Raw genomic sequence first — 23,813 nt, 5'->3', positions numbered from 1 at the left:
CCCAGATGTTAAACTTCATCTGCTTTTGTCGTTTTTGAGTAGTTCTTTTGTAGTCAATTTGGGCTGATTGCGATCGCCACCGGCTCATAGCGGTTACGCCATCATGCGACTGAAAAAAATAAAGTGGGGTAACATTGCGCTTTGTGTATCTCACGCCAACCGCTCAACAGAAAAACTCAACGCTGACCCAAGCCTTGAAAATATTAGATTCATTGGGCGCAACCAGTTGCAGGATTCCAAAACATTGATATCAATGCTGGGATTGTAAGAATAACTGGGTGCAGTAGAGATTTTTTAAAGCCTGATAATCTACATAAAACTAAAGTAGATTCCGAGCTAAACTGTATTGTATAATACAATTCCCTAGAGGTAGTTATCGGGCTACCAGACAGGTGACACCTAGCTACCTGTTGGGTGAAAAAGTAGTGGTTTTTTGTGATTTTTGATTTTCCAGACAGGTAGTTATTTGGTAGCTCAACAGGTAGCTAGCGAGAAGCGATAAAATTGCCAAAAATTGGAAAATCAGCCACCTCTAAATAAACATACCTACTACGCTTATTTTTGCTATTTTTAATTTCCTAAAATCGCTTTGATCAGAGTAGATAAAAATACTTAGTGATGCCCAAAAAATAACGTTACCAAAGACATAAAGTATTTTTGAAAAGGCAAGATTAAAGTTATCAACTATAGTGAATCGCATTTAAAAAGTTGGGGTAGGTTTTGCACCTACTCCAAGGTGTTTAGAAAGCTGTGTTGGGAGTTTGGCAGCTGTCGAGCGCTCCCTTGGCATAACCTCTGTAAGCGATTCTCCCCTACCCCTGCTATAGAAACCCAAAAGCCTAAGCTAATGAGCATTTAAGTTGCATAAATCCAAGGTTGAAGCCCTTACCACGAGCGAGTCAGTCTGGAAAAATGAATGACTATTAGCTTATCTCTGGCGATCGCACTCACCACACACCCCACAATCGCCTATAGTCCCTTTAATCTCCTAACTTGGCTATTTGCCCATTCACCACATTTACGCGGCTTATTTCTCATCTTGGGAGGAAGTTAAAAGCGATCGCTATTCATCCCTCTGCCTTCTGCCTTTTTCAAAAATTCTCGCGTGACCCCTAGTTGTACTCTCCAGGAAGATCAGTTTTTCTAACAGTAATGCTGCCAACTTTCTTACCTGACATTCTCAATAATTCATCACCTGAAAATTCAAAACCAAGCTTTAGTGCTATTCGCGCAACATCATCTGCGGTTGGTGCTGCAAGCACCTCGTTTTTAAGTTCAGGTTCAGACTGCATTTTCTTTAAAAATGCTTCGATTTGCTCAAAAGCCATATTTAAAATTTGATCCTCGCTAGCTACTCGTAATATAAAGAAAAACAGCAGTATATTTTTTAAGACTAGCAGCACAAGGGTATCAAGATTCGGGGGAAAGATGATTATAGCGACGCGCTGCTCTTCATTTATCAGAATCTTGCTTATAAGAAATCACGTTCTGATAAGTAATCATTATCCTACTCCAGATCCGTTTCAGCTTCTCCCTGCCTTAAAGCCTTCCCCACTCAAGAACTCATCGTTTATCAGCAAAAGAATTTTATCTGTGTCCTTGCCCTTGTTGGCATAGCTGGCAGGGTTACTAGGGTCTTTCTTGTTCTCCATACCGAACTTAGCATTATGGCTAATCACTTCATCTTTATGGGCTTCAATCCAATCACGTACCAGCAACCCGTTACAGCCCGATAAATCTCTGAGTGCTTGGTTAGTAATTGCTAGGCGATCTGAGTCAAGAGTCGCTACAGTATCGTTATACAAACAAATTGCCTGATAAGACCGACGAATTTTTTCTATACCTGCCCCCGGCGCTTTGCTTCCCCATATCTCAGCATCAGTCTTGGCTTGCCAGTCAATCTCTTCTTTGATGGGTGTTACCTTGGCATCTGTGGCAGTAACAGCCGGTGCTGTAGCCACACCTTGAGTTACCTTGTTCACCACCTCAATAACTTTTTTCTCTAGCCAAGAGTCTAACTCGGTGACATTCAGAGTAACTGTCTGGGGTTGCTGTGCTGTGGTTTCCATTGCTGCTTTCTCCTTTGTCAATTGTTTGTTAGTTATATCCAGTTGGTTATTGCTATCTTCTAACTGGTTATTACTTTGCTGTAACTCTTTAATCTTTGTTTCTAATTGGGCAACTCTCTGCTGTGCTGACTGTAATTGCTTTGCAGTGTCCAACCGGTTGTTAAATGACTCAAGCAAGTAAGTAATAACTGATTGCTGATTGGGTAAATTTAACTCCTCTTGCAAGTGGCGAATAGCTTCTAAATCTGAAGAACTAACCCGAACATTTGAAAGTTTTTCTTTTGATGGAGCATCGGGAAAACCTACAGGTTTTGTAAGGTAGTAATCGGCATACCCCAAAGTGGTTACAAGATTTTGTAAATCTCGGTCGGTGGGAGCATCCTTAACAAAGTGACCAGCTAACCTAGCGGCGTGTAGCATCTTAGAACCCGTTGAACCCTGGCAATCTCTTTCTGTAGCCAATGCTAAATATGCGGCTCGTAATGCTTTGCAGTTGTCTTGTTCTTCCCCATGTCGAAAATTCAGAATTGGGGTTTTATCTCCCTTGTCTCCAAAATAACCACGAACTACTCGATTAAGTGAACCGTTGCGGCGACTATCAATAGCACGGTTTTGGGCTGAAAGGTCTGTAGGATTCTCGTTAGCCACCTCTGCCAACAGTGCTTTAGTTGTTGGCTCCTTTCTTAACCAGTTCAATCGCTCAATGACGTAACTAGCAGGGTAGAGGGTAGCGATGGGGAATACTGGCTTATCTCCCCGTTTTTTACCTTGACCAGTGAACATTACCTGATAGCTTTGACCCTCCACAGGTGCGAACTTAGCACGAGCCAGAATTTCATGAGGGCGGCGGCCAGTGGCAGCAATTAACCCCACTGCTACTTCATGGAGGTCTTGGGATTCTAACAGCTTACCTGTTACTTCTAAATATTCGTCTGGGCTGATTTCCTGACCATTATCGAGGCGTAAGCTTACCCGTGTTGACTCGTTACGCTCCTCCCAATCCTTTTTATCCAGACCACACAGCAGTAAAACATAGTGCTTTAACTCATAACCTGTTACGTTGCCTTGGGCATCATGCTTGGGTACAGAATCAGCGTTTTTCCCTTGCTCTAATGGCAGTGACTTGAATTTTTTATAGAAGCCAGCCCGACTCAGCACAGTGCCTAAGCTTTTAATGCTGTAGTTAGTGTTGGTATTTATCCACTCGTTGAACTTCTCACAGTGTGGCTTGATCTCTTCAAGGCTTTGCAAATCTTTGACCGCAACAAAGAGTTGATCTACTTGTTCCTGAACTGCTTTAGACATCTGACTGACTCCCCTTTATTTCTAAGCTGTTATTAACTTAACTAACAAGTTAGCCAATGTCAATAACCTGTGAGATATTTTTAACAAGTTATTGACATTATATAACAGGTTAAGCTACGCTAATAACAGGTTGAAAGAACCACAGAAAAAGCGGGCTACTAACCCGCAGCTTAAAAATAAAAGGTATTCTCATGTTACTCACAATTGCTCAACCTCAACAATTCCAACCTACTAGCGACTACTTTGACGGAGAATTCGACGCGGCGATTGGATTACCACCCAAAAGCCAGGATGGAGACTACTGGCGGGGATATCTCGCCAAGGTAAACGAGACTGGTAACACACCGTTCTAAAACCCAAAGGGAGGCTAACAACCTCCCTTAATTTTGCTTACTTTGTCAATTTATCTTGTGGCTGTATCACGGAGTTAACTGGTTGATTTGTCAATCTGCCAGCGATCGCACCCACGGACAATAGCCCGATCATGCTGAAAATGATTAGCTTAATTGGCAAGTCGCTAATGCTAAAGACGTGTAGCGATCGCTTCTCAAATTCCCAGTTAACCATCATAAATTGCACTGGATTAAAATCAAACCACTCTTGACTTTTGATTAACTCAACATTGCATTGGCTAAATTGTTGATGTAATTCACCCTCTACATCTGCCATATCCTCTACATAAATAGTCTTGAGGATTTTCACGTTACAAGGTGGTTGATTCCTATGAAAGTTATCAAGTCGAGCTTCGGGATTACGAGATAACCCAATTTTGCAACGACGGAGGTAACAACCAGGAATTAGCCCGTGATAACCCTCTGCTTCCATTAAATAGATAAATCCCGGCTCATGGTCATTTTTAGGCTGATAGATAAGTGTCGTAATATCATCCAAGTCCATATATTTATTTCCAAACTATTTTGTTAGAAACTGTTATTTTTTTGCAGTTCAAACAGTAATATCTTTTATCCTTTCTCACGGTTAGATTTGCGTGACCACAGTGGGGACAATAAGGCTTTGTGTCACTTTGGCGGCTACCCCCTATAGTCGGAAATGACGCGACTGACATCACCGTGTCAGTGCTTACTGTGCTTGGCTTTAAAGTATCCCTTGTCAATCTCGTGTCATTCGTGTCAGGGGACTTGGCAACCCTTGCCAGTCGCTTTGTATCCTCTATTTCTTGATAGTTAAAACTGACTTTATCTAAATTAGGTAAAAAATAAAGTTTGGGTGAGCGAGAATCGACTACTAAGGCTACTCTTAATAATCTCGCATCATCGGTAACTAACTCATTTTTATGGTTGATGTATTCTTCAATTGCGTCTAAGTTACGAATCAACTTAGCCAAGTTAGACTCGCTGTTTTTCCCCTTGCCGTAGGTATTCAGGTAATGTCTGATTTTGGGAATGCCAATGATTATTTCGGTAAAGAGTGACCGATCATCATTAGTAAAACCTGGGATTTGTTTGGTCATCACTGATTGACCCGACACAATCCAGCCGATGTTATTATGACCAAACTGCTTCAGAATCTTCTTGAGGTTTTCCCCTGCCTTGTATGGCTCACTGCAAGAATTTAGGGTGTTATCTAATTCATCCCATGCCCAAATTTGAAAGAAGTTAGCAGCGAATGTGGGGTTTTTAGCTCGAAAATTTCCGTCGTCTAGGCAATCATCAAAGGATTTAATCGCGGCTGTTGTGTCGCCATACTTAAGGAAATGCTCTAAAGGATAGTTGCTATCTTTGAGTGAAGCAACAGCACCAGGATAAGACACTGTAACCAGAGTATTAGGCACTTTCTCGCCCTTGCCAGTATTGCCACGAGTACAACCAGCTTTGAGGATTTCGCTAATCATTACCGCAGTGGTTGGGGTTTTACCAACGCCCGGATCTGCAATCAGCCGATAGCGGATAGGGTGAGAAGTGACGTAGTTTATAAATTCGTCAGGAGTCCCAACCATCAGCTTAATTTCATCTGTTTTGATGGCTGGGCCCATACGGTAACTGACCACAATACAATCGGTTATTTCTAGCTTGCGAACGCTTGTTATTTTGAATAGTCCTAACTTTTTAGCCAGCGTGTCAGAATGTTTGCTGATTGCTTCTGCAATGGCTTTGGGATGCACAGACCGGGAATAGCCATAGCCAATGTCTACAACACCGTCAGGCTTCACCTGAAAGCCTTTAACGCTCAAAGCTAGCCTGAGATCACTAAACAAGGTACGCGCTATTTCGTTGGCGATTTTCCCGTTGATATCAAAGCCAAATTCACCATACACGGGTTCTATTAAATCACCAAGCAATTGTTGCTGTAGCTGACCTATACGCTCGTTTAGTAATTCGATTTGCAAAAGATAATTTTGGCGCTCACTAGCGATTGCCTCCCCAACCTCATCTAAATTTTCGTTGTAGCTACTTGCTAAACTCTTGATAATTTCTGCTTTGCTTTGATGTCCGTGCGCTACCTTCTCACCCCAGGATTGCAGCCGTCTAAATAACTGCATAGCTTCACTGGTTATCGAGTCATGCTCTAAGTAAATTTTCTCTAATTCCTGAGACTTAGCAAGTTGAAAACGTTGATTAGCTTCCGTTTCTACTTGAGATTTAAAGTTAAATTCCCATTGCTCACATTCGGATTCTAAATATTCAATACGTTGTTTTTCTTGCTGTGATTGGGTAAACGCTTGGTTCAACTTAGCTTGCAGTTGGGCAATTAAACCCGTGTTTTCTAGCTTGCTGTGACCTAACGAGTTGATGGTATTTCTTGCTTCTTTGAGTTCATCTCTCAAGGATTCTAGCTGGCTGCTAGCGTTAGTTAACTTTGACTTGCAAGTGTCAAAATCCCTAATTATTTTATGCAGTGTCTTACCTGCTTGTTCGTTTTTACTTTCAGCATCATTTAGCAATCTCTGTGATTTATTATCCGCGATAAAGTAAGTAATAAAACTTGCTGGCAATGCTCCCACACCAAGCATAGAGATTACTTTGGCTATATCGTTGGTGAACCCTCCAGAAGCTACTGCCAAGCCAGCGCACAAGCTAAAAGCACTTAGCCCTAAGCTGTAGGATAATCTCATGATTTTACCTCCAGATAATCACCCAATTGGGCTTTGAAGCTTGCTAGATTGCCCTGTGATTCAACAGTTTTTAGTCGCAATTCTTCAGCTTTAATTTGTGCTTGTAACAACTTTTGATTTAGTTCGTCTTTGCTATAAACCGAGATATTCGTGTCAGCGCTCGTCTTAACTTGACTAACATCTAAAGCAACTGATTTTTGGGTAGTTACCTCTTTTTGATTAAGGTAATCCAAATAATTACCCTTGACTTTTTCAATCTCGGTAGCTGCTTGGATGCCAGCGCCAAAAGCCTTTGAGTGTTTACCAATTACAGTAAATTTCTCGCGTGTTAGGTCGAGCGCTGCCCCGGTCAATTTGAGCGATCGCGTTGCACCTTCATAGATTTTCATCCCTTTATCAAGCTGGCTTTGAGTTGCCTGTGGGAGAGTTTCGGGAGGATTTAGGGGATCTGAAATATGGTATTGATTGGGTTGGAATGGTGGCATCATTCCCGGTACTAAGTCAGGGGTGACAGTTAGTAAGCCAGGGATGCGGCTATCTATGGGAGTAGTCGTAGGGGTAGCAGATGTGAAATTAGTGCTAGATGTCGAGTTTTGGTTACGCCCTGCTAACTTCTCAGCTACAGCTTTCGCGGCTGCTTTTGTAGTGTCAATTCTTGCCATTGCTCAAAAACTTTCTAGTGTTCAGTAGGGATTGATATTTAATTTCTAGTTGCCTAAATGCTTTGTCGATTTCGCTAAACTCAATTGATAATTGTTCGTCTAGATCATATTTTTTCAGGACTTGGTTTAGCTCTGTTTCGTCCGTCTTTGCATCTTGAATTTGGTTATTTAAATCATCCATAAACCTTTTTTCTATGAGTAGGGATATGGCATAATTGCTGGGTAATTAAGACACATTCCCAGGATGGGATTTTACAAGTTTTAACGAGGGATGCTGGCAACATCCCTTTTTACAGCGCTTCCCGCTATTATGCAATACAGTTTTTCTTCTTGCACCTCTCCTACCATAGCTTTTAGCTTTAAGGATGATGTACCTCATAGCTGCCAGAAGTGCTGTATTACCCGTTTGATTCGCGTCTACTTTGTCCGGTGGCGTGATAATTATTCTGTAAAACCTTCAAATCTAGATACCTCTAAATCAGCAGTAGCAGCCCATTCCAGATAGTTGAAATATTGTTTTACGTCACCGATCGCTACATCACAATCAAAGCGCAAGCCTTTAAACTGTGGATGTTGGCGGATTTGTCCAAGTAATTCTTGTGCTTGAGAAACTAACTCAGGCAAGGAATTAGCGCTTATGCTTGCCTCTGGTTCAGTGCCGGAAATTGTAAAAGTCATAGCGTTAGTACTCTTTCTAATAACCAGTTAAGAAAATCGAGAGGAGATAACAGGATGTTGATCGCTCTCACACGATTAGCTTTTTTCCCAGTTCGGTGATGATGCCTTCAATTTCTTGGGTCAGGTCAGTTTCATCTGGGGTAATTGCTACAGGTTCCTTACCCAAACTGGCCAAATCTCTAATCGCTCCCAAATATCCTTGCTTTTGATGTTGCCAGTGCTGATTTATACCCTCTACAAGTTCGGCATCCCTAACAGCCAAGTTATTTAAAATCAGTTGGTTTTTAACTTGGGCGATGGCATCTACTAATTCAATTTCTTGCCCTGCCTGTTTCGCTAGCTGGTCAATTAAAGTCAGTTGGGCATGATTGCTTGGGGATTGGGTAGGCGCTGCTAAATGTCGCTCTTGCTGGGGCAGAGAAAGGGTATTTTTTGGCTGTTCTGGGGCTGGTTCCGATGTTTCCTGTGTAAAATTTTGTAAATTTTCGGGTGACTCTGAGGTGTTGCTAGCCACCTCTGGCAATTTTGGCTGGAAATGGGAGGCGATCGCTTCTAAATCTGCCTCTGAAACTGCCTTTACAGTGTCGAAATCATCAGGGCGAACATGGCTTAAAGCCAGTCTAAAGCTCTGTTCCGTGGTCATATATCTTAAGCAAGCATCATGAATGCTTACTGTGTCGGCTGTTGGTGCTGTGGTTCTCTTTCGTGCTGCCATGATTTACGCTCCCTTCTGTATTTTTTGGATTTGTTGGAATGCTTGCTGATAGCGGTATCTAGAGAAATCATTCGGATTTTTGGCGATATAGCCTTTGACTCGTTCAGACCGTCGTAGCTGTGCCATTAATCGCCCTACTCTGCCCAAAATCCATGCTTGGTAGGGTGATAAGGGTGATTCCCGGTCGTAACTGCCATCGTGGGTTTTGGGGTAGGCATCTCTGAAACTGGGGATTCTCCAGAAAGCTAAATTCTCCCAAGTGACTAAGGTCGAGCGACTAACACCCAAAACCTCAGCTAAATATGTCTTGGTAGATGGAAAATCTAAAAATAAATCTAAATCTGTAGAATGCTTGCTCCGTCTAGGTTTCATGGGTTTACTACAGTAATCAATGTGAATCAGATATTAACTAGCTAGCAATCAGAATAAGTACACATCACAATGTCGCTCCTAATCGCTAAATCCCTTACTGTGTAAGTTTTTGGGGTACTCGTAGGACGCTAACTAGTGACTTGTTGTTGATCGATTGCTTCTCTGTTGATATAGTAATTAAAGGTGAGTCACCTGTCAATACTATGATTCAAAACTGGTCAATAAAACTCAAGAGGAATGATAATTAGGCATAGTGACTCACTGTTATGTATGCCTTCTAAAAAACCACAAATGACAATCCGTATAGAAGAGGATGAATATAAATATCTACAAAGTTGGGCGAATAAAGAGTTTTTAACGGTTCCCCAATTGACTAGGGTGCTAGTAAAACGCGCGATCGCCGAACAAAAGAAACTAGAACAAAATAAATCAGCATGATAGAAGCACAAATTCAAGATATTTATTCACGCCAAGTTGCGATCGCCAAGATGATTGAGGTAGGGAAATGACAGATACACCAGAACAACCAAGCCGACTTGACCGTATAGAAAATCTAGCTATCAGAAATACTGAAGCTATAGCTAACCTCACAGTAAAGATTGACAACTTAACTGATAACGTAAATGAGTTAACCAGCAACGTTGACCGAGTTCTTGCTCGTAGCGCGATTTTGGATGATGTGTTACTTGAGTTACGTGATAGCCATGAACAACATCAGCGTAACTTTGAAGAACACCAGCGCACTACTAACGCAGCATTAAATCAGCTTGGCGCAATATTGCTACAGCTAACACGGATTGATCCACAAAACTAGCTCAGGCGATCGCAATGCTGGGAGTGGATTATGAAGAGATTTCCTTAAGGAAAGCGATCGCCTTATCAATAATTTGTATTTTTGAGGACTACACAAAAGATATAAAATTTTTATCAATTTCTCTAGAATTCACAGAATAAATAGCAAAAAAAATGCTAGCTACACAGCCCTCAGCTTTTTGAGTGCGATCGCAGGGATTAGTCAATCAATCCACCACGGTAAGCAAAAGCAGCGCACAAAGAAACGTTTACTAGACGTTTCAGCCCCCGGACTCTGCAACCAGCAAGTCTAATTAAATTTATAACTATTTCAAGCTTACCGACTAATCCCTACAATCTGCAAATTTAAAAGTGAAGGGGCTGTCCAAACCAACAAAGGACAACCCAATGAATAAACCCCTTACTTCTGACAGACAGGGGTTTGCGAATGAAAAACCTAGTATTCTAACGCAAACTTTCCCCAACAATCAAGAATCTCGAATTTCGGAATTATCAAACCATATAAGCGATCGCCGAACTAGCACCAAATATTTAAAAGCGGGTTGCTGTGACGTTGCTCTAAGACCATGCCCCGACCCGGATGAGTTACTGCGATCGCCTAACCTCAACTTAGAGGAGTCCTTTTACTTACAGCGATTAGTAAAGCTTGGCTGGTTTAGTGGTCAGGTGGCCGCCGTACTTCTCCAAATTGAAGCCAAGGTTGGAGGGGTGGCAGTATGAATCACAAAGGATTCGGCAAGATAGCCTCACCCCAAAAATCACTAAATCAAGAACTAAGGCAGGTTTTTAGAAAATTCAACAAGCGAGGTAAGCTCAGAAGTACCCCTTGGGCTTTGCATGAAGTCTCAAGACTTGAGTCCAGAGATGGAAAAGTCCATCAAGTTGTTGTAGCCGACAACCAAAATGACATGGCGCAAGGCGATGCCTGCTCTGGGCGTAGCCATCACCATGATAGCGAAATTCAAGCACTGGGTAATTATCAAGGATTCAAAGAGCCATCCGCACCTTATACTTTGCCAGCCAGAGAAGATTTTGAAGCAAGCCACTGGCAAGAGTGGGGTGAGAGTGGGATTGACAGTGAGATAGCGGCACTTAACTTCAAATCGCTGTCAGGGAATGCCGCTTTTGATTACTTGCTCTACTCCGATAAAATCAGCCGCCGTAACGATGGGCGGCTACGCGATGGGGATATGCGGCGATATGCTCACCTGTCTAATGGTGGTTGGTGGTGTAGCGGAATAAATATTATCACTGGTGAAGATTCCGATTGGGGATGCTTCAAGCCCAACACGCCAAGAATAGATGAGGGTAACAGCAAGGCAATTAAGTATGAGCATCCCCCCAAAGTTGACACAGAAATTTTTGCCTTACGGATTCCCACCCGGATCTGGGAATTAATTAGCCGCCGCTACGATGTGGCACTACCAGAAAATTACCAAAGTTTACCTTTTGGTGATTTTTGGCGATGGGTGAGAGAGAATACCCAAATTCCCATTATCATCTGCGAGGGTGCTAAAAAAGCAGCTGCAATCTTATCTTGTGGTTACGTTGCGATCGGCATACCAGGGGTGTGGGGAGGCCGTCGCCAACCAAAGGATGAATACGGCGAAAATAACGGCGCACCATACCTGATCCCACAGTTAGCCGCTTATGCTCAATCAGGCAGGCGAATTTATTTCTGTTTTGATGCCGATGTGAAGCGCACCACGGTTAGAAGCGTGAATGGTGCGATCGCTAAAACTGCCAAGCTTTTATCTTTGCGTGGCTGTGAAGTCCGAGTAATGGGGTGGCATTTGGCATTAGGCAAAGGGATTGATGATGTACTAGCTGCTTACGGCCGCGACCAATTTGATACTATTTACTGCGATGCTCTGAAATTAGATGAGTGGAACACCAAGCAACTAAGGCGGCTCACATACACCCCAGATTTGAACTTAAATCAGCGTTACTTGGGTGAGTTGGCTATTCCTTTGGGTAAGCAGCTAATAGGCTTGAAATCGCCAAAGAACACAGGTAAAACTCACTTGCTTCAGTGGCTAACTGACCCGATAATTCGCGCTGGTGAGAGGAGAGTGTTAGTAATTACCCATCGGGTGCAACTGGCAACCCAGCTTGTAAAAAAACTGGGATTACCTTTCATTACCGAAGTGAAGCAGACTGAGCAAGGCTCACATTTCGGAATGGGGTTAGTAATTGATAGCTTACATCCAAAAAGCCAAGCCAAATTTAACCCTGATGAGTGGAAAGGGTGCTGGTTGATTTTGGATGAAATCATGCAGCTAATCTGGCATTTGTTGAGCAGTTCGACTTGTCAGAGCGATCGCGTAGCCATCATCAAAAACTTCAAACGCCTGCTACTGAATGTTGTTAATTATGGTGGGAAAATCTTCATTGCTGATGCTGACTTAAACGATATTGGTATTGACTTTATCAAAGGACTAATTGGGCAAGAGATTGACACTTTTCTCGTGGAAAATACATTTCAGTTTGTAGAGCCTTGGCAGGTAAATTTAGTACAGGGTAATAATCCAGCACAATTAGTAAAAATCCTTACCCAAAAACTAGAGAATGGGGATAAGTGTTTTGTTGCTTTGTCTGGACAACGGGCTAGTTCTAAATGGGGTTCTCGCAATTTGGAGGCGTACTATAAAAAACTGCTGCCACACCTGAGAATTTTACGAATTGATTCTAAAAGTACAACTACTCTTGGTCATCCGGCTTTTGGCTGTACAGATGATTTAAATGAGGTAATTAAAAACTATGACCTCGTTCTAACTACCTCGACCATTGAGACTGGGGTATCAATTGAAGAAAAGCATTTTGATTATGTTTTTGGGATTTTTCAAGGCGTACAAACTACCGATGGTGTCAGACAGCATTTATCACGTTACCGCCTTCCAGTCCCGCGTTATATCTGGCTTAATCCAGTAGGCATCAATAGGGTAGGCAATGGCTCCAATAGTGTCAAGGCATTACTAGCAGGTGAGTACATTAAGAATAAAGCCAATATTAAAAAGCTCGTTGATTTGGGATTTGAGGAATCGATAGAAGGCAATTTTGAGAGTATTTGCATTAATACTTGGGCGAAGCTAGGGGCAATCATCAATGATGGGATGAATAGCTATGAATCGCAAATTATTAGTGATTTGAAATCTGAGGGACATATCATCTGTGAAGTCAGCGCAGATGAGTTACCTGAACCCGCAGAAGTAGAAACTACTAAGCAAGAAATTTACAAAAACTGCAAATCAGAATATGCGGGACACTGTGAGAATGTAACTGCATCTGAAAGCATTACAGATGAACAGTTTTTGAAACTAGATAAACAGAATTGCAAAACTGAGTCCGAACAGTTAAAACACAGAAAAGGTGAGATTGAAAGGCGTTATAACGTGACCGTTACTCCCGAATTAGTAGAGAAAGATGATAAAAACTGGTATTCTATAATTCGACTAGATTACTACCTTGGCGTGGGTAGGGAATTTCTACCGGATAGAGAAATAAACGTCATGTCTACCGCTTTAAAAAATGGCGGTGGAGATTATTTCATTCCCGATACTAATAAAAGCTTTATTGGGAAAAAAATTGATGCTTTAGACTGGATTGGGTACAAAGAGCTTCGAGAAACGGACGGATTGAGCAACAATCACCCATTAGCACAAGCAGTATTTGAGAAAGCAAAAACTCATCAATCCGATTTGAGTTTAATTCTTGGCGCTAAGAGTAATATGTTTGCAAAGCTAAATACTCCCATGCAAGTCTGTCAAAAACTAGCATCTCTTACTGGGTATAAATTCCCCCGATTGCGGCGAGAGGGAACACGAGGCAACCAAGTCTGGATTTACGGTGTCCCCGCGCCAGACTTCCAAAAAGATGATGAGGGGAATCTGGTTTTTGTCGATGGTCGCGCTGTTCCCGTTAGCGATCGCCGAGAGGAAGTTTTCACGGCATGGGTAGAGCGCGATATCCTAGCCAGAGAAAAAGCCGCCAAAGCCAAACTGGAGGCACAAGTACAAGCAACAATTCCCAATTGCCAATTGTCAGCACTTGCAGAAACCGAAATTAATACGCTGACTACATTACAAGAACAGTACGCAGAGCAAAAAACACAGACCCTAACAGAAGAAGTTGAGTCAATAGTCATCACTCATGACTCAGAAAGTCAGGTAATCATAGCTGAGTTACCAGTTGAAAATCATCAGCAGTCCACAGAAGCGGTAATTGAGAAACTACTAAAAATTTCTAATTGGGGAGAAGTTGCGGCGAACCAAGCCGAGATTGATCAAGTTTGGCCGCTACTTTCAGAAAACCAGCGTTCGCATCTCTGGGAACTTCATCAAAAATATCAGCAGCAATTGTCTTTAGAGGAATTGGCACAGCAGGCCATCGCTACACAAGCTGAAATTAAGGAAACGGGTTTTGGTTCCCACTTCCGAAGCTATGTTTTGAAAGCTGTTAGAGGGGGAATAGCGATCGCTCGGAAATGCTGGGGCGACAAGCAAGAATGCTCAATACCTTTAAATCAACTATTGCTAGCCACTGGTTAGAGTTTGTGTACCTATTGAGATCCTCACCGGGCTAAAGCCACGGTGATTCCAATCTAATCAAACAGACTTAACTGTATGAATTCTTGGTGGGTTGACGCTTCACAGGATGCTGCTACCTTTGCGATAGTCTGACGCTTTCCTCCACGTCCGTTTTGAGCCTCCGCATATCCTCCGGCGGCTTTAATGTTAGTCGCGGCGTTCACGTCCCTATCGTGAGTGGATTCGCAATTTAAGCAAATCCACTCACGGATTGAAAGGTCGAGTTTGCCGCCTCTAAATCCACAGCATGAGCAGGTTTGGCTTGTTGGCTCCCACCTACTGATAACAGTGAAGGTACGTCCGTATTTCTCCGCTTTCCCTTCGAGAAATGTTCTAAACTGCCGCCATCCTAAATCGCTAATTGCTCTAGATAGTTTACGGTTTTTGAGCATTCCTGAGACGTTTAAATTTTCTAAGATAATCGCTTGATTCTCACGAATTAACTTAGTTGATAGCTTGTGCAAAAAGTCTGTTCTAGTGTCCTTGAGTTTGGCTTGTAGTTTAGCCTTGCGCTTACGAGCTACTTCGTACCTACTTGACCCTCTCTTTTTGCGAGATAGATTTTTACTAAGTCGGCGCAGCCTTCCAATACGTTTTTTTAATGGTTTCGGCGCATCTACTTTCTCGCCAGTGCTGAGGGTAGCAAAGGTTGTTATACCTAAATCTATGCCAACAGCATTGTCTATCTGTGGCAGGGGTGACGATTGAATCTCTACCACAAAACTTACAAAATACCGTCCTGCTGCATCCTTGAGAACAGTTACAGATGACGGCTCGGCAGGTAATGCTCTTGACCAAACAACAACTAAATGCCCAATTTTGGTCAGGTGGACTGATGTTTGACAAACTTTAAATCCACCTTTGCGAAAACGAGCAGACTGAGCAGCCCGACGTTTTTTAAACTTGGGAGGTCGAACAGGCTTACCTTTGCGTTCTTTTTTGCATGATTTAAAAAAGTTTTGGTATGCCTGTTCTAAGTCGTTTAGAGATTGTTGTAAGGGGATGTTTGAGACTTCGGACAACCAAGCTCTTTCATCCGTTTTCTTGGCTTGAGTGATGAACAGCTTTTGCAAGTCTGCACCACTCGGCTTCTTACTACCTGTTTGATATTCAACCTTACACTGAGCAAGTGCATCATTCCACACCACACGAACGCACCCAAACAACTTACTCAATAGCAGTTGCTGGGCATCAGTCGGGTAGATTCGGTAACGATAACGTGCTTTCATAGTAAGATTATATCATTTGGTCTACCACTATGAATAAAGAATATAGACGTGGCAAACACAGTGTTACGTCTCTTAAATCTCATTTGGTCTTCGTTACCAAGTACCGTAAAAAAATATTTGATGCCCAACGGCTAGAGGTGCTAATCCAATCATTTTTTGAAGTGGCAAAAAAGATGGATTTTACTATTGTTGAGGTTAACGGGGAAGGCGACCATGTTCACTTATTGGTTGAGTACCCACCAAGATATTCTGTATCTCAGTTAGTGAACCACCTCAAGGGTGTATCTTCAAGGATGTACCGGAAACAGTTTGCCGATTCACCTCACGCAGAACACTTGTGGAGTCCTTCGTATTTTGCTTGTTCTGTGGGAGGAGCGCCGATTGAAGTATTGAAGGAGTATATAAATAATCAAAGCCGCCCTCCGCTACGCTAAAGGGCGGGGCTTGAATCCCATTCTTTTGGTCAATTTTCAGAACACCAAACAATCATGACAAAAACAAAAATATCATATTTAGCAACCCCTGAAGAGGTAGGCATCACCATGCCACTTTTCGCATTCCGAAAAAATTGAGCAGGCAGATCAATCGAGTGCTGATGGACTTGGCAGACGAGGGGGTAGAGATAGATCGCAGTGACTTGTTACAAGAATTAGCTAATGCATTTATCCGAATAGTTGATGAAGTTGGCGCAGTAGAGGCGTTAGAGCAAGTCAAAAATCTGGGTATCCAGATGGATGAGTAGCCAACTGAGGCAATCGCACCTAGTCTTACATCACTGGTTAATTAACCATCTACTGGATGCAGAGAATTGGCTTCTATGTCATCCTAGACTAGGAGAGTTAATTCGGTGAGTATCTTTGTTTTTAGTATTGACAGGCTTTTCCCTTTTGGTATTTACAGACTTTTCTCCGAAATTTCAATCTCTACACATTAATAATTTTGGAGATAATCGATGTCAATTTATGTAGGCAACCTCTCTTACGAAGTTAAGGAAGATGATATTAAGGGTGTTTTTGCTGAATATGGTACTGTAAAGCGTGTTCAACTACCTACTGACCGCGAAACAGGACAACTACGCGGTTTCGGATTTGTAGAAATGGGAACAGATGCAGAAGAAGCAGCTGCCATTGAGGGTCTTGATGGTGCTGAGTGGATGGGTCGTGACCTGAAAGTGAATAAGGCTAAACCCAGAGAAGACAGAGGTTCGTCTGGTGGGAACCGGGGAGGGTACGGTGGGGGCGGTGGACGTAACCGCTACTAAGCGGAAGAAAGCTGAAAGGAAGAGAGAGCGAATTTTCTCTTCAGACAAAGAGTCTGCCTTTTTTGCACTTTAGTTAACTGGGCGGCTTACCACTATCAGCCATTAAGTAAGTCAATTTAGCAGGAGAGATAATGACCCAAATAATAGTGGGTGACAATGAACACATTGAGTCAGCCTTACGTCGATTTAAACGAGAAGTTTCCAAGGCTGGGATTTTTCCAGATATGAGGAAGCATCGTCACTTTGAAACACCTATAGAAAAACGCAAGCGTAAAGAAATTGCCAAGCACAGGCAGGGTAAAAGACATTTCCGCACTTAATGAATGACATAGATATTAATCAATCCCCTCATAAACATTATGAGGGTTTTCTTTATGGAATTAGCAATAAGCAAAAATTAAGCAATGGTAGTTCTTACTGACTTAAAAGCTTTATCTATAAAAGATTACAGTCACCATTGTCTCGCACTGTTCTTGCGAAGTCGCGGCTCACTGCGGCGATCGCCATTCGTCATATCAATATATATATAGTTGCGCTACAGATAAGGGCTATTACGTGTAATCAGAGCCTCAAACTCTTCTCGATTCATTGTGATGTCCCCGTAATTTGAGATGATTAGGTTAGCGTTCGCCTAACACTACCTTAGATGGTAGTGAGCCACGCTCATTTGATTGTTACCTCGCAAGATCCACTACCGCCATAAAAATACCCCCTTCTGGGGGCAATTGATGTGGTTGATGTGCCTAAAAGGACACAATTGAATAATGAGAGTTCGCTATAAGGATTTCTGTATATATGCCCATCTTACAATGAGCTATCGGTGGATGTCTTCGGTGATTACCTTTTCTTCAAAATCGCTTCACAACAACTTTTCAATAAAATCGCTATTTACACCGTTAACCATTGCTTACTCCCATTGGCAGCTTTTTCAAATTCTCAATCCGACAGCACCCCCGCTTCCATAGCTGTCTTTGGGCTTTGGTAGTAAACAAATGGTCAAAAAGTGTAATTGAAATTACATAGCTTTTAAAGGAATTTGGATAGTAAATTCTGTTCCTTTTCCTAGAGTAGAATTACAGATTAAATTTCCTTTGTGCATATCTACAATAATCTGATAACTAATTGATAATCCCAATCCCGTGCCACTGCCAACTGGCTTAGTAGTAAAAAAAGGATTGAAGATTTGTTGCTGTACCTTCTCAGTCATACCCACTCCATTATCAACAATTCTAATTGATATCCACTGATTGTTAATTAACTCAGTATAAATATGGATTTGGAGAGGCTTAGTTTTGCTTTGTTCAGATTTATTAGAAGTAACTAATGATTCTTCTAAGGCATCGATCACGTAGTGTGACTCCAAAGAGTCGATCGCATTAATAAGAACATTCATAAATACTTGATTTAACTGACTGGCATAGCAGCTTATCAGTGGTAGATTGCCATAATCTTTAATCACTTTAATTGCTGGGTCATCGCTCCGAGCATTGAGGCGATGCTGTAACAATACTAAGGTATTATCGATTCCCTCATGGATATTTACTAATTTCACCTCCGACTCATCAAGGCGGGCAAAGTTGCGAAGCGAAAGGATCAAATTCCGAATGCGAGCGCTGCCATTCTGCATAGAACCGAATATTTTTTTTAGGTCTTGCTTAATAAAATCAATATCTATCTCTTGAAACTTCGATTGCACTTTATTATTTAAGGAGGGCAACTCCTGTTGACAAGTTTCTACCAAATCAATGAGGTCTTGTGTATAACTATCGGCATGACCTAAATTACCTGAAATAAAGCTAATCGGATTATTAATTTCATGGGCAATTCCCGCCACCATTTGTCCTAGACTAGACATTTTTTCGGTTTGAATTAATCGCAACTGGGCTTGCTTTAATGCTTGGATCGTTTCCCGCAAAGACTGATTTTTGTCATGGAGTTCTTGCGTTCTTTGGGTGACTTTCTGCTCTAAGGTTTGGTTAGATTCTTCTAAACTATGATAAAGTTGAGCATTTTCTAGGGAAATAGCAGATTGTGTAGCGAGGAGCTTGAGAACTTCTAAGCGATCGCCAGTAAAGGCTCCTTTCATTAAATTATTTTCCAAGTAGAGTAAACCTATAAGTTTTCCTTGGTTAATAATAGGCAAACATAAGACACTTTTTGGCTGCTGGGTTTTAATGTAGTTATCCTGGGCAAATTGCGGATCAACAGTCACATCATCAAATACCAAAGTTTCTTGGGTTCGGGCTGCGTAATAAATTAGGCTGTGGGGAGTTTCTGAACTAGACTCTAGGGGAATTAATTGTAACGAGTTCCAGTTTAATTCTTCGGCATCAGTCTGACGACTAGCTTGGGCGGCAATTAATAAATTTCCATTCTTGGACAAAATCAATGTCCCCTTTTGCGCTCCAGCATTAACCAGAACCACTTGCATTAAAGTAGAGAGTAATTTCTCTAATTCAATTTCTCCAGCAATAGCTTGAGACGCTTTCATAATTGTGGATAAATCTAGAAGTGAGGGATTTCCTCGACTGGTATAAGCAATGGTCTCAGTGGGTTGAATACTTGTTTTCATACTACGCCGACTAAGCTCAGTATTTTCTCGGTCTAGGACGGAAGTAAGTAGTTGCGGGTAGCATTTTTCTAAGTGGTCAACTTTGGCTTTTGCTCCCCAACGGGCGTAACAGTAATAGGCATCATGCATATATACTTGAGCTATTTTTTCTTTGCCCCAAGCTAGATAGAATTTAGCCGCCAGTTCATTTGCCAGTGCTTCTTCGTTAAGGTATTGATTTTCTTTGGCCCCAGCGATCGCTCGATCGTACATTTCCTGAGCTTGCGCCAATTGTCCTAGAACTCGATACCGTTCTGCCTCAATTAGATGCAATTTATGCACCAAATTCATCGGGGCAAAGCCAGCCCACTTTTGCAACTTTTTCTGGTTCTGAGTGACGCGGCGCAGGATTTGCTTTTGCTGTACTTTAGTTGCCGTAGGGTATAGTGCTAGTCTGGCTAGGGAATCGTAGAGATGGAAAGGAATATTATTAGCTAGAGATGTACCCCTAACTAGGTATTGTTTAACAATATCGGCTTGTTTAACTGCCTGGGCAAATTCACCAAATAAATAGCTCAAACAAGTCTGATTGAGATAGTAGTAAAATACCCCAGTCTGATTATCTATTGCTTCTTGGCTCCTATTCTGAGCTTCTGAATAGACTGAACCATCAAGAGAGCTGGGATTAGGAGATTCTCCAGTTAAATTAAGCACTACTTGATGATAAATATTAATAAAAATCAAAACGTTATCTTGCTTCAACTGGCTCATCACTTCGGTGTAATAACGGAGAGTTTGAGCTAAATCAGAGAGTTCTTGTCCACTCCAATACAGATTTTCTCCCCGTACAGCAGCAGAGTTGGCAGCATATTCTAAATCGCCAGTTTCCAAACCAACTTGGTAGCTTTTCTGAAGTCCCAGTAAAGTGGAGCGGAGGTGTTGTTTCCAGTACAGAATAGTAATATTCGTAATAAATAAAACTTTGGCTTGGAGATATCTAGCATTGAATTTCTCTAAAACTTGTAATGCCAACTGCCCAAATTTATAGCCGCCATCAATATCGATCAATGCGCCACATAAAAGGGTGCCATAGCAAGCATAGGCATAGGCAGATAAAGGGGTATTACCATACTGGACAGATAAGTTTACTTGCTGGAATATCAACAGGGGAAATAGTGCCGGACTACTAAAGAATGCAGCATTTGTGGCACTGGTCAGAATCCGCATCGCTGCTAATTTCTCAGGATGGGACATGGTGGGCAGATTCAGCAAGTCAGAGGGGTTTTTACGCCCTAAAATCAGTTTAGTTTTGGCTAACCCCAGCAAAGTTTGAGGTAGGGTGGGGGTTTTGGGCAACTGGATACCGAGCTGCTTGAGGACATGCAAGGCAATCTGCACCGATTCTACAGACCGATTCTGGGATACCGATGCTTGAATCTGAGTCTCGTAGGTGGTGATTTTATCTAAGAGAGTTTTGGCGTGTTGGAGGGTAAGGTTAGCGATCGCCTCCATTTGTTCAAACTGCCCAATTAAGTAGGCAACCTCTGCTGTGGATTCATGGAGCGCAAGGGTTAATTCATAGTGGGATTGCCAAGCATCTGGGGGGAGCAATTCCATTCCAGTTGTGAAATAGGCGATCGCGGCACTATATGCAGTGGCTAATTTTGCCTTACGTCCCGCCGCCAGATTGAGTTGGGCTAATGCATTACGTTCTACAACCGGAGTAATCAGGGATTGCCCCATATTCAAATGGTTGACAATATCAAATAATTTTTCTTCAAGTTCTAGCTCTGAGGAATTTTGCTGTAGTAATTGACCAATTTTGAGATGAGTGGCGTTTTTTTGCTCTTCAGGAATTAGAGAATAGGCGGCTTGCTGGACGCGATCGTGCAAGAATTTGTAGGTGACAGTTTCTTGATTTTCTGATGGATGTGCAAGGGTTTCTTGACTGAGGTAAAACTTATAAACATCACTAATCGGTAAAATTAACCCTTCTTGTAATGCCTTCCATAAATCCGCAGCCGTATCCACCTCTGATTTTTCCGAAACAATTGCCAAAGTTGCTAAATCAAACTGGTTGCCAATACAAGCAGCTAACTGCAACGCTTGTTGGGTTGATGGTGGTAATTTTCGCAATTGAAAACCCATGAAAGCCACAACATCATCTGTAACTGCAAGAGTTATCACTTGTGCTATGTCACATTGCCAAAAGCCTGAATCAAAATCAAATTGAATGAGGTTTTCTTGATGCAATGCTTTGAGAAACTGAGTGGCAAAAAACGGGTTGCCTTGAGTTTTTTGAGATACTAGTTGAGAAAGAGTCAATGCCAAATTTTCTGGACATTTGAGTGTGTCAGCAACTAATTGATTCACTTTTACTTGACTCAGTGGTGCTAAAGTAATCGTATTAATCGTTGCTTGGTTTTTTTGAATTTCACTCAAAGTCAATATTAATGGATGTCCCGGATCTACTTCATTATCACGGTATGCACCAATTAATAAAAGATAATTTGTATCAGCCATTAATAACTGGATTAATTTCAGCGATGCTGAATCTGCCCATTGTAAATCATCAAGGAACATTACTAAGGGATGTTCAGCACTGGTAAAGACTTGAGTGAATTTTTGAAATAATAAATTAAATCTATTTTGTGCCGCAGTTCCTGATAATTCTATGGCGGGTGCTTGTTCACCAATAATTTTTGATAATTCGGGGATGACTTCAATAATTACCTGTCCATTTTCGCCAACTGCTGATAATATTTTATTTTTCCATTGCTGAATTTGAACGTCACTTTCTGTTAGCAATTGCCCCATTAAATCCTGGAAGGCTTGCACAAAGGCAGAAAATGGAATATTCCGTTGAAATTGGTCATATTTACCTTTGATAAAATAACCACGTTGTCTAACAATCGGTTTATGAACCTCGTTGACAATCGCAGTTTTTCCAATCCCAGAAAAACCTGCTACCAGCATCATTTCTGTTGCACCAAGGCTTACTCTCTCAAAGGTTTGCAGTAAGGTTTCTACTTCGGCTTCTCGCCCATAGAGTTTATCAGGAATGATGAAGCGATCGCACACATCTCTCTGTGCAATCTCAAAATTATCTAATTTACCATCAACTTGTAGCTGATGTAAACATTTTTCCAAATCAAACTTCAATCCCAATACACTCTGATATCTGTCTTCCGCATTTTTTGCCATCAATTTCATGACGATATCTGAAATCACCTGCGGTATCTCATCTCTAATAACTGAAGGAGGTTGTTTTGCAATATGACAATGCACCAACTCCATTGGATCATTTGATTGAAATGGCAATTCTCCCGTAAGTAATTCGTAGAATGTCACACCCAAAGAATAGAAATCTGTGCGGTAGTCAATTCCCCGATTCATCCTTCCTGTTTGTTCTGGGGAAATATAAGCTAGTGTCCCTTCTAATACATTGGGATTGATTAGTGTTTGGGTTTCCCGTGGTAGTAAAGATGCAATACTAAAGTCGATTAATTTGACTTGTTTAGTTTCTGGGTTAATTAAAATATTGGCGGGTTTGATGTCTTTATGAATAATTCGCTCGCGGTAGAGTATATCTAAGGTGTTGCAGAGTGCGATCGCAATCTCTAAAAACTCCTGTAGAGACACGATATATCGCGTCTCTACACGGGTGAAATAATCTTTTAAAGAAATTCCACCAAAGTCTTCCATCACCAACGCATAGCCATTTTGGTAGGTTTCCAGACTGTAGGTGGCGATGATTAGAGGTGAGTTGAGATTTTTGGCAATGGTATATTGATTGCGAAACTGTACTAGTTCGCTGAAGCTGGGATAGGGATTTTTCAGCAGCTTGATAACTACAGGTAATGAGTCAGTATCTCGATAACCGCGATAAACTAGGGTTCTGGAACCGTTGTAAAGTTCTTCACTGATGGGATACCCAGGAATACTGACAAGAGTGTTAAGCATACTGCTAAATCTTGATAATTTCTGGATTTAGTATTCCCAAAGCCGACCAATTGCACGATATTCTAATGGATCTGTCGGTCTTATCTGGTGATTATTAACTAATAACTGCTGTGTATCGTTCGTAATTGTCATGCGGACAAAGTTAAAATGTGTAATTTTTTGAATTGCTTTTATGATTGTAAACTGCGGCTCTCACTAAGATATTCTTCTTTCAATCTACTCCAAAAGCCTTAAGTATCTTTAATGGCAGCTTATACCCAAAGATGAACAAATGCCTTAGCATCCACGCTCTTCCTTTCATTGAACATGAATGAAGAGACACATCTATTAACTTGCGCCAGCTTCAGCCGCCGCTACATCTGGTTTAGGCTCTTTCGCTTTCTTTTCAAAGATTTGAACCCCAGCATCAACTACCTCAAACCCGTTTTCTGTTCGCACGCCAAGCTTGCCGGATACCGACTTTTTGCTATCGCTGCTCGTTCTGCTCCAGCTTCACCAAATCGCTCATGCAACCAGACGACCGCCTGCCGTAGAAA

At 41.8% G+C, this 23,813-nt stretch carries 22 protein-coding genes; 11 read left to right on the top strand and 11 right to left on the bottom strand.

Annotation, left to right across the window (positions count from 1 at the left end; translation table 11 throughout):
* Positions 1 to 916 precede the first annotated feature (916 nt).
* The gene (locus GNF10_RS14645) at positions 917 to 1,054 is read left to right on the top strand and encodes a hypothetical protein (RefSeq protein WP_185591907.1); all 138 of its coding nucleotides are present in this window, start codon (positions 917 to 919) and stop codon (positions 1,052 to 1,054) included.
* Between the two features lie 58 nt (positions 1,055 to 1,112).
* On the opposite strand, the gene GNF10_RS14640 is transcribed toward GNF10_RS14645, so the two are convergent.
* Together GNF10_RS14640 and GNF10_RS14635 are read right to left on the bottom strand one after the other, a co-directional pair.
* Positions 1,113 to 1,328 (bottom strand): Nif11-like leader peptide family natural product precursor, encoded by a 216-nt coding sequence (locus GNF10_RS14640; RefSeq protein WP_069068113.1) that lies wholly within the window; start codon positions 1,326 to 1,328, stop codon positions 1,113 to 1,115.
* A 195-nt stretch (positions 1,329 to 1,523) separates the two neighbouring features.
* Complete coding sequence (locus tag GNF10_RS14635) at positions 1,524 to 3,374, bottom strand: protelomerase family protein (RefSeq protein WP_185582592.1); 1,851 nt, start codon at positions 3,372 to 3,374, stop codon at positions 1,524 to 1,526.
* Positions 3,375 to 3,565: 191 nt separating this feature from the next.
* Here GNF10_RS14635 and GNF10_RS14630 point away from each other — a divergent pair, with 191 nt between their 5' ends.
* Complete coding sequence (locus tag GNF10_RS14630) at positions 3,566 to 3,727, top strand: hypothetical protein (RefSeq protein WP_167756047.1); 162 nt, start codon at positions 3,566 to 3,568, stop codon at positions 3,725 to 3,727.
* 37 nt (positions 3,728 to 3,764) lie between these two features.
* On the opposite strand, the gene GNF10_RS14625 is transcribed toward GNF10_RS14630, so the two are convergent.
* From GNF10_RS14625 to GNF10_RS14595, 7 genes are all read right to left on the bottom strand, one after another.
* Positions 3,765 to 4,271 (bottom strand): GIY-YIG nuclease family protein, encoded by a 507-nt coding sequence (locus tag GNF10_RS14625; protein ID WP_260445798.1) that lies wholly within the window; start codon positions 4,269 to 4,271, stop codon positions 3,765 to 3,767.
* Between the two features lie 4 nt (positions 4,272 to 4,275).
* Entirely contained in the window at positions 4,276 to 6,447 is a 2,172-nt protein-coding gene (locus GNF10_RS14620; protein WP_185591906.1) for a hypothetical protein, read from the bottom strand.
* Positions 6,444 to 7,109: a hypothetical protein gene (locus GNF10_RS14615; RefSeq protein ID WP_185582835.1), complete on the bottom strand. Its 666-nt coding sequence runs from the start codon at positions 7,107 to 7,109 to the stop codon at positions 6,444 to 6,446. Before GNF10_RS14615 ends, GNF10_RS14620 begins: the two co-directional genes overlap by 4 nt.
* Positions 7,096 to 7,290, bottom strand: coding sequence for a hypothetical protein (locus GNF10_RS14610; RefSeq protein ID WP_185582833.1), 195 nt, complete (start codon positions 7,288 to 7,290; stop codon positions 7,096 to 7,098). Before GNF10_RS14610 ends, GNF10_RS14615 begins: the two co-directional genes overlap by 14 nt.
* 260 nt (positions 7,291 to 7,550) lie before the next feature.
* On the bottom strand, positions 7,551 to 7,787 hold the full coding sequence (locus tag GNF10_RS14605) for a hypothetical protein (RefSeq protein ID WP_199338543.1): 237 nt from the start codon (positions 7,785 to 7,787) through the stop codon (positions 7,551 to 7,553).
* Positions 7,788 to 7,854: 67 nt separating this feature from the next.
* Positions 7,855 to 8,502 (bottom strand): hypothetical protein, encoded by a 648-nt coding sequence (locus tag GNF10_RS14600; protein WP_185582831.1) that lies wholly within the window; start codon positions 8,500 to 8,502, stop codon positions 7,855 to 7,857.
* A 3-nt stretch (positions 8,503 to 8,505) separates the two neighbouring features.
* Positions 8,506 to 8,874, bottom strand: a complete 369-nt coding sequence (locus tag GNF10_RS14595; RefSeq protein WP_185582829.1) for a hypothetical protein — start codon at positions 8,872 to 8,874, stop codon at positions 8,506 to 8,508.
* 291 nt (positions 8,875 to 9,165) lie between these two features.
* Here GNF10_RS14595 and GNF10_RS14590 point away from each other — a divergent pair, with 291 nt between their 5' ends.
* The 4 genes from GNF10_RS14590 (at position 9,166) to GNF10_RS14575 (ending at position 14,234) form a co-directional block, all read left to right on the top strand.
* Positions 9,166 to 9,312: a hypothetical protein gene (locus tag GNF10_RS14590; protein WP_167407759.1), complete on the top strand. Its 147-nt coding sequence runs from the start codon at positions 9,166 to 9,168 to the stop codon at positions 9,310 to 9,312.
* Positions 9,313 to 9,379: 67 nt separating this feature from the next.
* Positions 9,380 to 9,688, top strand: coding sequence for a hypothetical protein (locus GNF10_RS14585; RefSeq protein ID WP_069068063.1), 309 nt, complete (start codon positions 9,380 to 9,382; stop codon positions 9,686 to 9,688).
* A 386-nt stretch (positions 9,689 to 10,074) separates the two neighbouring features.
* Entirely contained in the window at positions 10,075 to 10,407 is a 333-nt protein-coding gene (locus GNF10_RS14580; RefSeq protein WP_185582828.1) for a hypothetical protein, read from the top strand.
* Positions 10,404 to 14,234: a plasmid replication protein, CyRepA1 family gene (locus GNF10_RS14575; RefSeq protein WP_185582825.1), complete on the top strand. Its 3,831-nt coding sequence runs from the start codon at positions 10,404 to 10,406 to the stop codon at positions 14,232 to 14,234. Before GNF10_RS14580 ends, GNF10_RS14575 begins: the two co-directional genes overlap by 4 nt.
* 53 nt (positions 14,235 to 14,287) lie before the next feature.
* Here the strand turns inward: GNF10_RS14575 and GNF10_RS14570 are convergent, their stop codons facing one another.
* On the bottom strand, positions 14,288 to 15,502 hold the full coding sequence (locus tag GNF10_RS14570) for an RNA-guided endonuclease TnpB family protein (RefSeq protein ID WP_185582823.1): 1,215 nt from the start codon (positions 15,500 to 15,502) through the stop codon (positions 14,288 to 14,290).
* 29 nt (positions 15,503 to 15,531) lie between these two features.
* Here GNF10_RS14570 and tnpA point away from each other — a divergent pair, with 29 nt between their 5' ends.
* The 5 genes from tnpA (at position 15,532) to GNF10_RS38555 (ending at position 17,293) form a co-directional block, all read left to right on the top strand.
* Positions 15,532 to 15,936 (top strand): IS200/IS605 family transposase, encoded by a 405-nt coding sequence (gene tnpA, locus GNF10_RS14565; protein ID WP_185582821.1) that lies wholly within the window; start codon positions 15,532 to 15,534, stop codon positions 15,934 to 15,936.
* 134 nt (positions 15,937 to 16,070) lie between these two features.
* A complete protein-coding gene (locus GNF10_RS14560) occupies positions 16,071 to 16,244 on the top strand; it encodes a hypothetical protein (RefSeq protein ID WP_185582819.1) in 174 nt (57 codons plus the stop codon).
* 210 nt (positions 16,245 to 16,454) lie between these two features.
* On the top strand, positions 16,455 to 16,763 hold the full coding sequence (locus tag GNF10_RS14555; protein ID WP_185582817.1) for an RNA-binding protein: 309 nt from the start codon (positions 16,455 to 16,457) through the stop codon (positions 16,761 to 16,763).
* 131 nt (positions 16,764 to 16,894) lie between these two features.
* Entirely contained in the window at positions 16,895 to 17,083 is a 189-nt protein-coding gene (gene rpsU, locus GNF10_RS14550; protein ID WP_185582816.1) for a 30S ribosomal protein S21, read from the top strand.
* A gap of 84 nt (positions 17,084 to 17,167) precedes the next feature.
* Positions 17,168 to 17,293: a hypothetical protein gene (locus GNF10_RS38555; RefSeq protein ID WP_260445797.1), complete on the top strand. Its 126-nt coding sequence runs from the start codon at positions 17,168 to 17,170 to the stop codon at positions 17,291 to 17,293.
* Positions 17,294 to 17,778: 485 nt separating this feature from the next.
* Here GNF10_RS38555 and GNF10_RS14545 read toward each other — a convergent pair whose 3' ends face one another.
* On the bottom strand, positions 17,779 to 23,277 hold the full coding sequence (locus GNF10_RS14545; protein ID WP_185591905.1) for an ATP-binding sensor histidine kinase: 5,499 nt from the start codon (positions 23,275 to 23,277) through the stop codon (positions 17,779 to 17,781).
* Positions 23,278 to 23,813: the final 536 nt, after the last annotated feature.

This window comes from Nostoc sp. UCD121, assembly GCF_014222285.1.
Taxonomy (GTDB): domain Bacteria; phylum Cyanobacteriota; class Cyanobacteriia; order Cyanobacteriales; family Nostocaceae; genus Nostoc.
This window is presented reverse-complemented; position numbering and strand designations above follow the sequence as displayed.

What these genes read in the sequence shown, in the direction of transcription:
- GNF10_RS14645 (WP_185591907.1), top strand. Translation starts at nt 917, where the DNA reads ATGACTATTAGCTTATCTCTGGCGATCGCACTCACCACACACCCCACA.
- GNF10_RS14640 (WP_069068113.1), bottom strand. Translation starts at nt 1,328, where the DNA reads ATGGCTTTTGAGCAAATCGAAGCATTTTTAAAGAAAATGCAGTCTGAA.
- GNF10_RS14635 (WP_185582592.1), bottom strand. Translation starts at nt 3,374, where the DNA reads ATGTCTAAAGCAGTTCAGGAACAAGTAGATCAACTCTTTGTTGCGGTC.
- GNF10_RS14630 (WP_167756047.1), top strand. Translation starts at nt 3,566, where the DNA reads ATGTTACTCACAATTGCTCAACCTCAACAATTCCAACCTACTAGCGAC.
- GNF10_RS14625 (WP_260445798.1), bottom strand. Translation starts at nt 4,271, where the DNA reads ATGGACTTGGATGATATTACGACACTTATCTATCAGCCTAAAAATGAC.
- GNF10_RS14620 (WP_185591906.1), bottom strand. Translation starts at nt 6,447, where the DNA reads ATGAGATTATCCTACAGCTTAGGGCTAAGTGCTTTTAGCTTGTGCGCT.
- GNF10_RS14615 (WP_185582835.1), bottom strand. Translation starts at nt 7,109, where the DNA reads ATGGCAAGAATTGACACTACAAAAGCAGCCGCGAAAGCTGTAGCTGAG.
- GNF10_RS14610 (WP_185582833.1), bottom strand. Translation starts at nt 7,290, where the DNA reads ATGGATGATTTAAATAACCAAATTCAAGATGCAAAGACGGACGAAACA.
- GNF10_RS14605 (WP_199338543.1), bottom strand. Translation starts at nt 7,787, where the DNA reads ATGACTTTTACAATTTCCGGCACTGAACCAGAGGCAAGCATAAGCGCT.
- GNF10_RS14600 (WP_185582831.1), bottom strand. Translation starts at nt 8,502, where the DNA reads ATGGCAGCACGAAAGAGAACCACAGCACCAACAGCCGACACAGTAAGC.
- GNF10_RS14595 (WP_185582829.1), bottom strand. Translation starts at nt 8,874, where the DNA reads ATGAAACCTAGACGGAGCAAGCATTCTACAGATTTAGATTTATTTTTA.
- GNF10_RS14590 (WP_167407759.1), top strand. Translation starts at nt 9,166, where the DNA reads ATGACAATCCGTATAGAAGAGGATGAATATAAATATCTACAAAGTTGG.
- GNF10_RS14585 (WP_069068063.1), top strand. Translation starts at nt 9,380, where the DNA reads ATGACAGATACACCAGAACAACCAAGCCGACTTGACCGTATAGAAAAT.
- GNF10_RS14580 (WP_185582828.1), top strand. Translation starts at nt 10,075, where the DNA reads ATGAATAAACCCCTTACTTCTGACAGACAGGGGTTTGCGAATGAAAAA.
- GNF10_RS14575 (WP_185582825.1), top strand. Translation starts at nt 10,404, where the DNA reads ATGAATCACAAAGGATTCGGCAAGATAGCCTCACCCCAAAAATCACTA.
- GNF10_RS14570 (WP_185582823.1), bottom strand. Translation starts at nt 15,502, where the DNA reads ATGAAAGCACGTTATCGTTACCGAATCTACCCGACTGATGCCCAGCAA.
- tnpA (WP_185582821.1), top strand. Translation starts at nt 15,532, where the DNA reads ATGAATAAAGAATATAGACGTGGCAAACACAGTGTTACGTCTCTTAAA.
- GNF10_RS14555 (WP_185582817.1), top strand. Translation starts at nt 16,455, where the DNA reads ATGTCAATTTATGTAGGCAACCTCTCTTACGAAGTTAAGGAAGATGAT.
- rpsU (WP_185582816.1), top strand. Translation starts at nt 16,895, where the DNA reads ATGACCCAAATAATAGTGGGTGACAATGAACACATTGAGTCAGCCTTA.
- GNF10_RS38555 (WP_260445797.1), top strand. Translation starts at nt 17,168, where the DNA reads ATGGTAGTTCTTACTGACTTAAAAGCTTTATCTATAAAAGATTACAGT.
- GNF10_RS14545 (WP_185591905.1), bottom strand. Translation starts at nt 23,277, where the DNA reads ATGCTTAACACTCTTGTCAGTATTCCTGGGTATCCCATCAGTGAAGAA.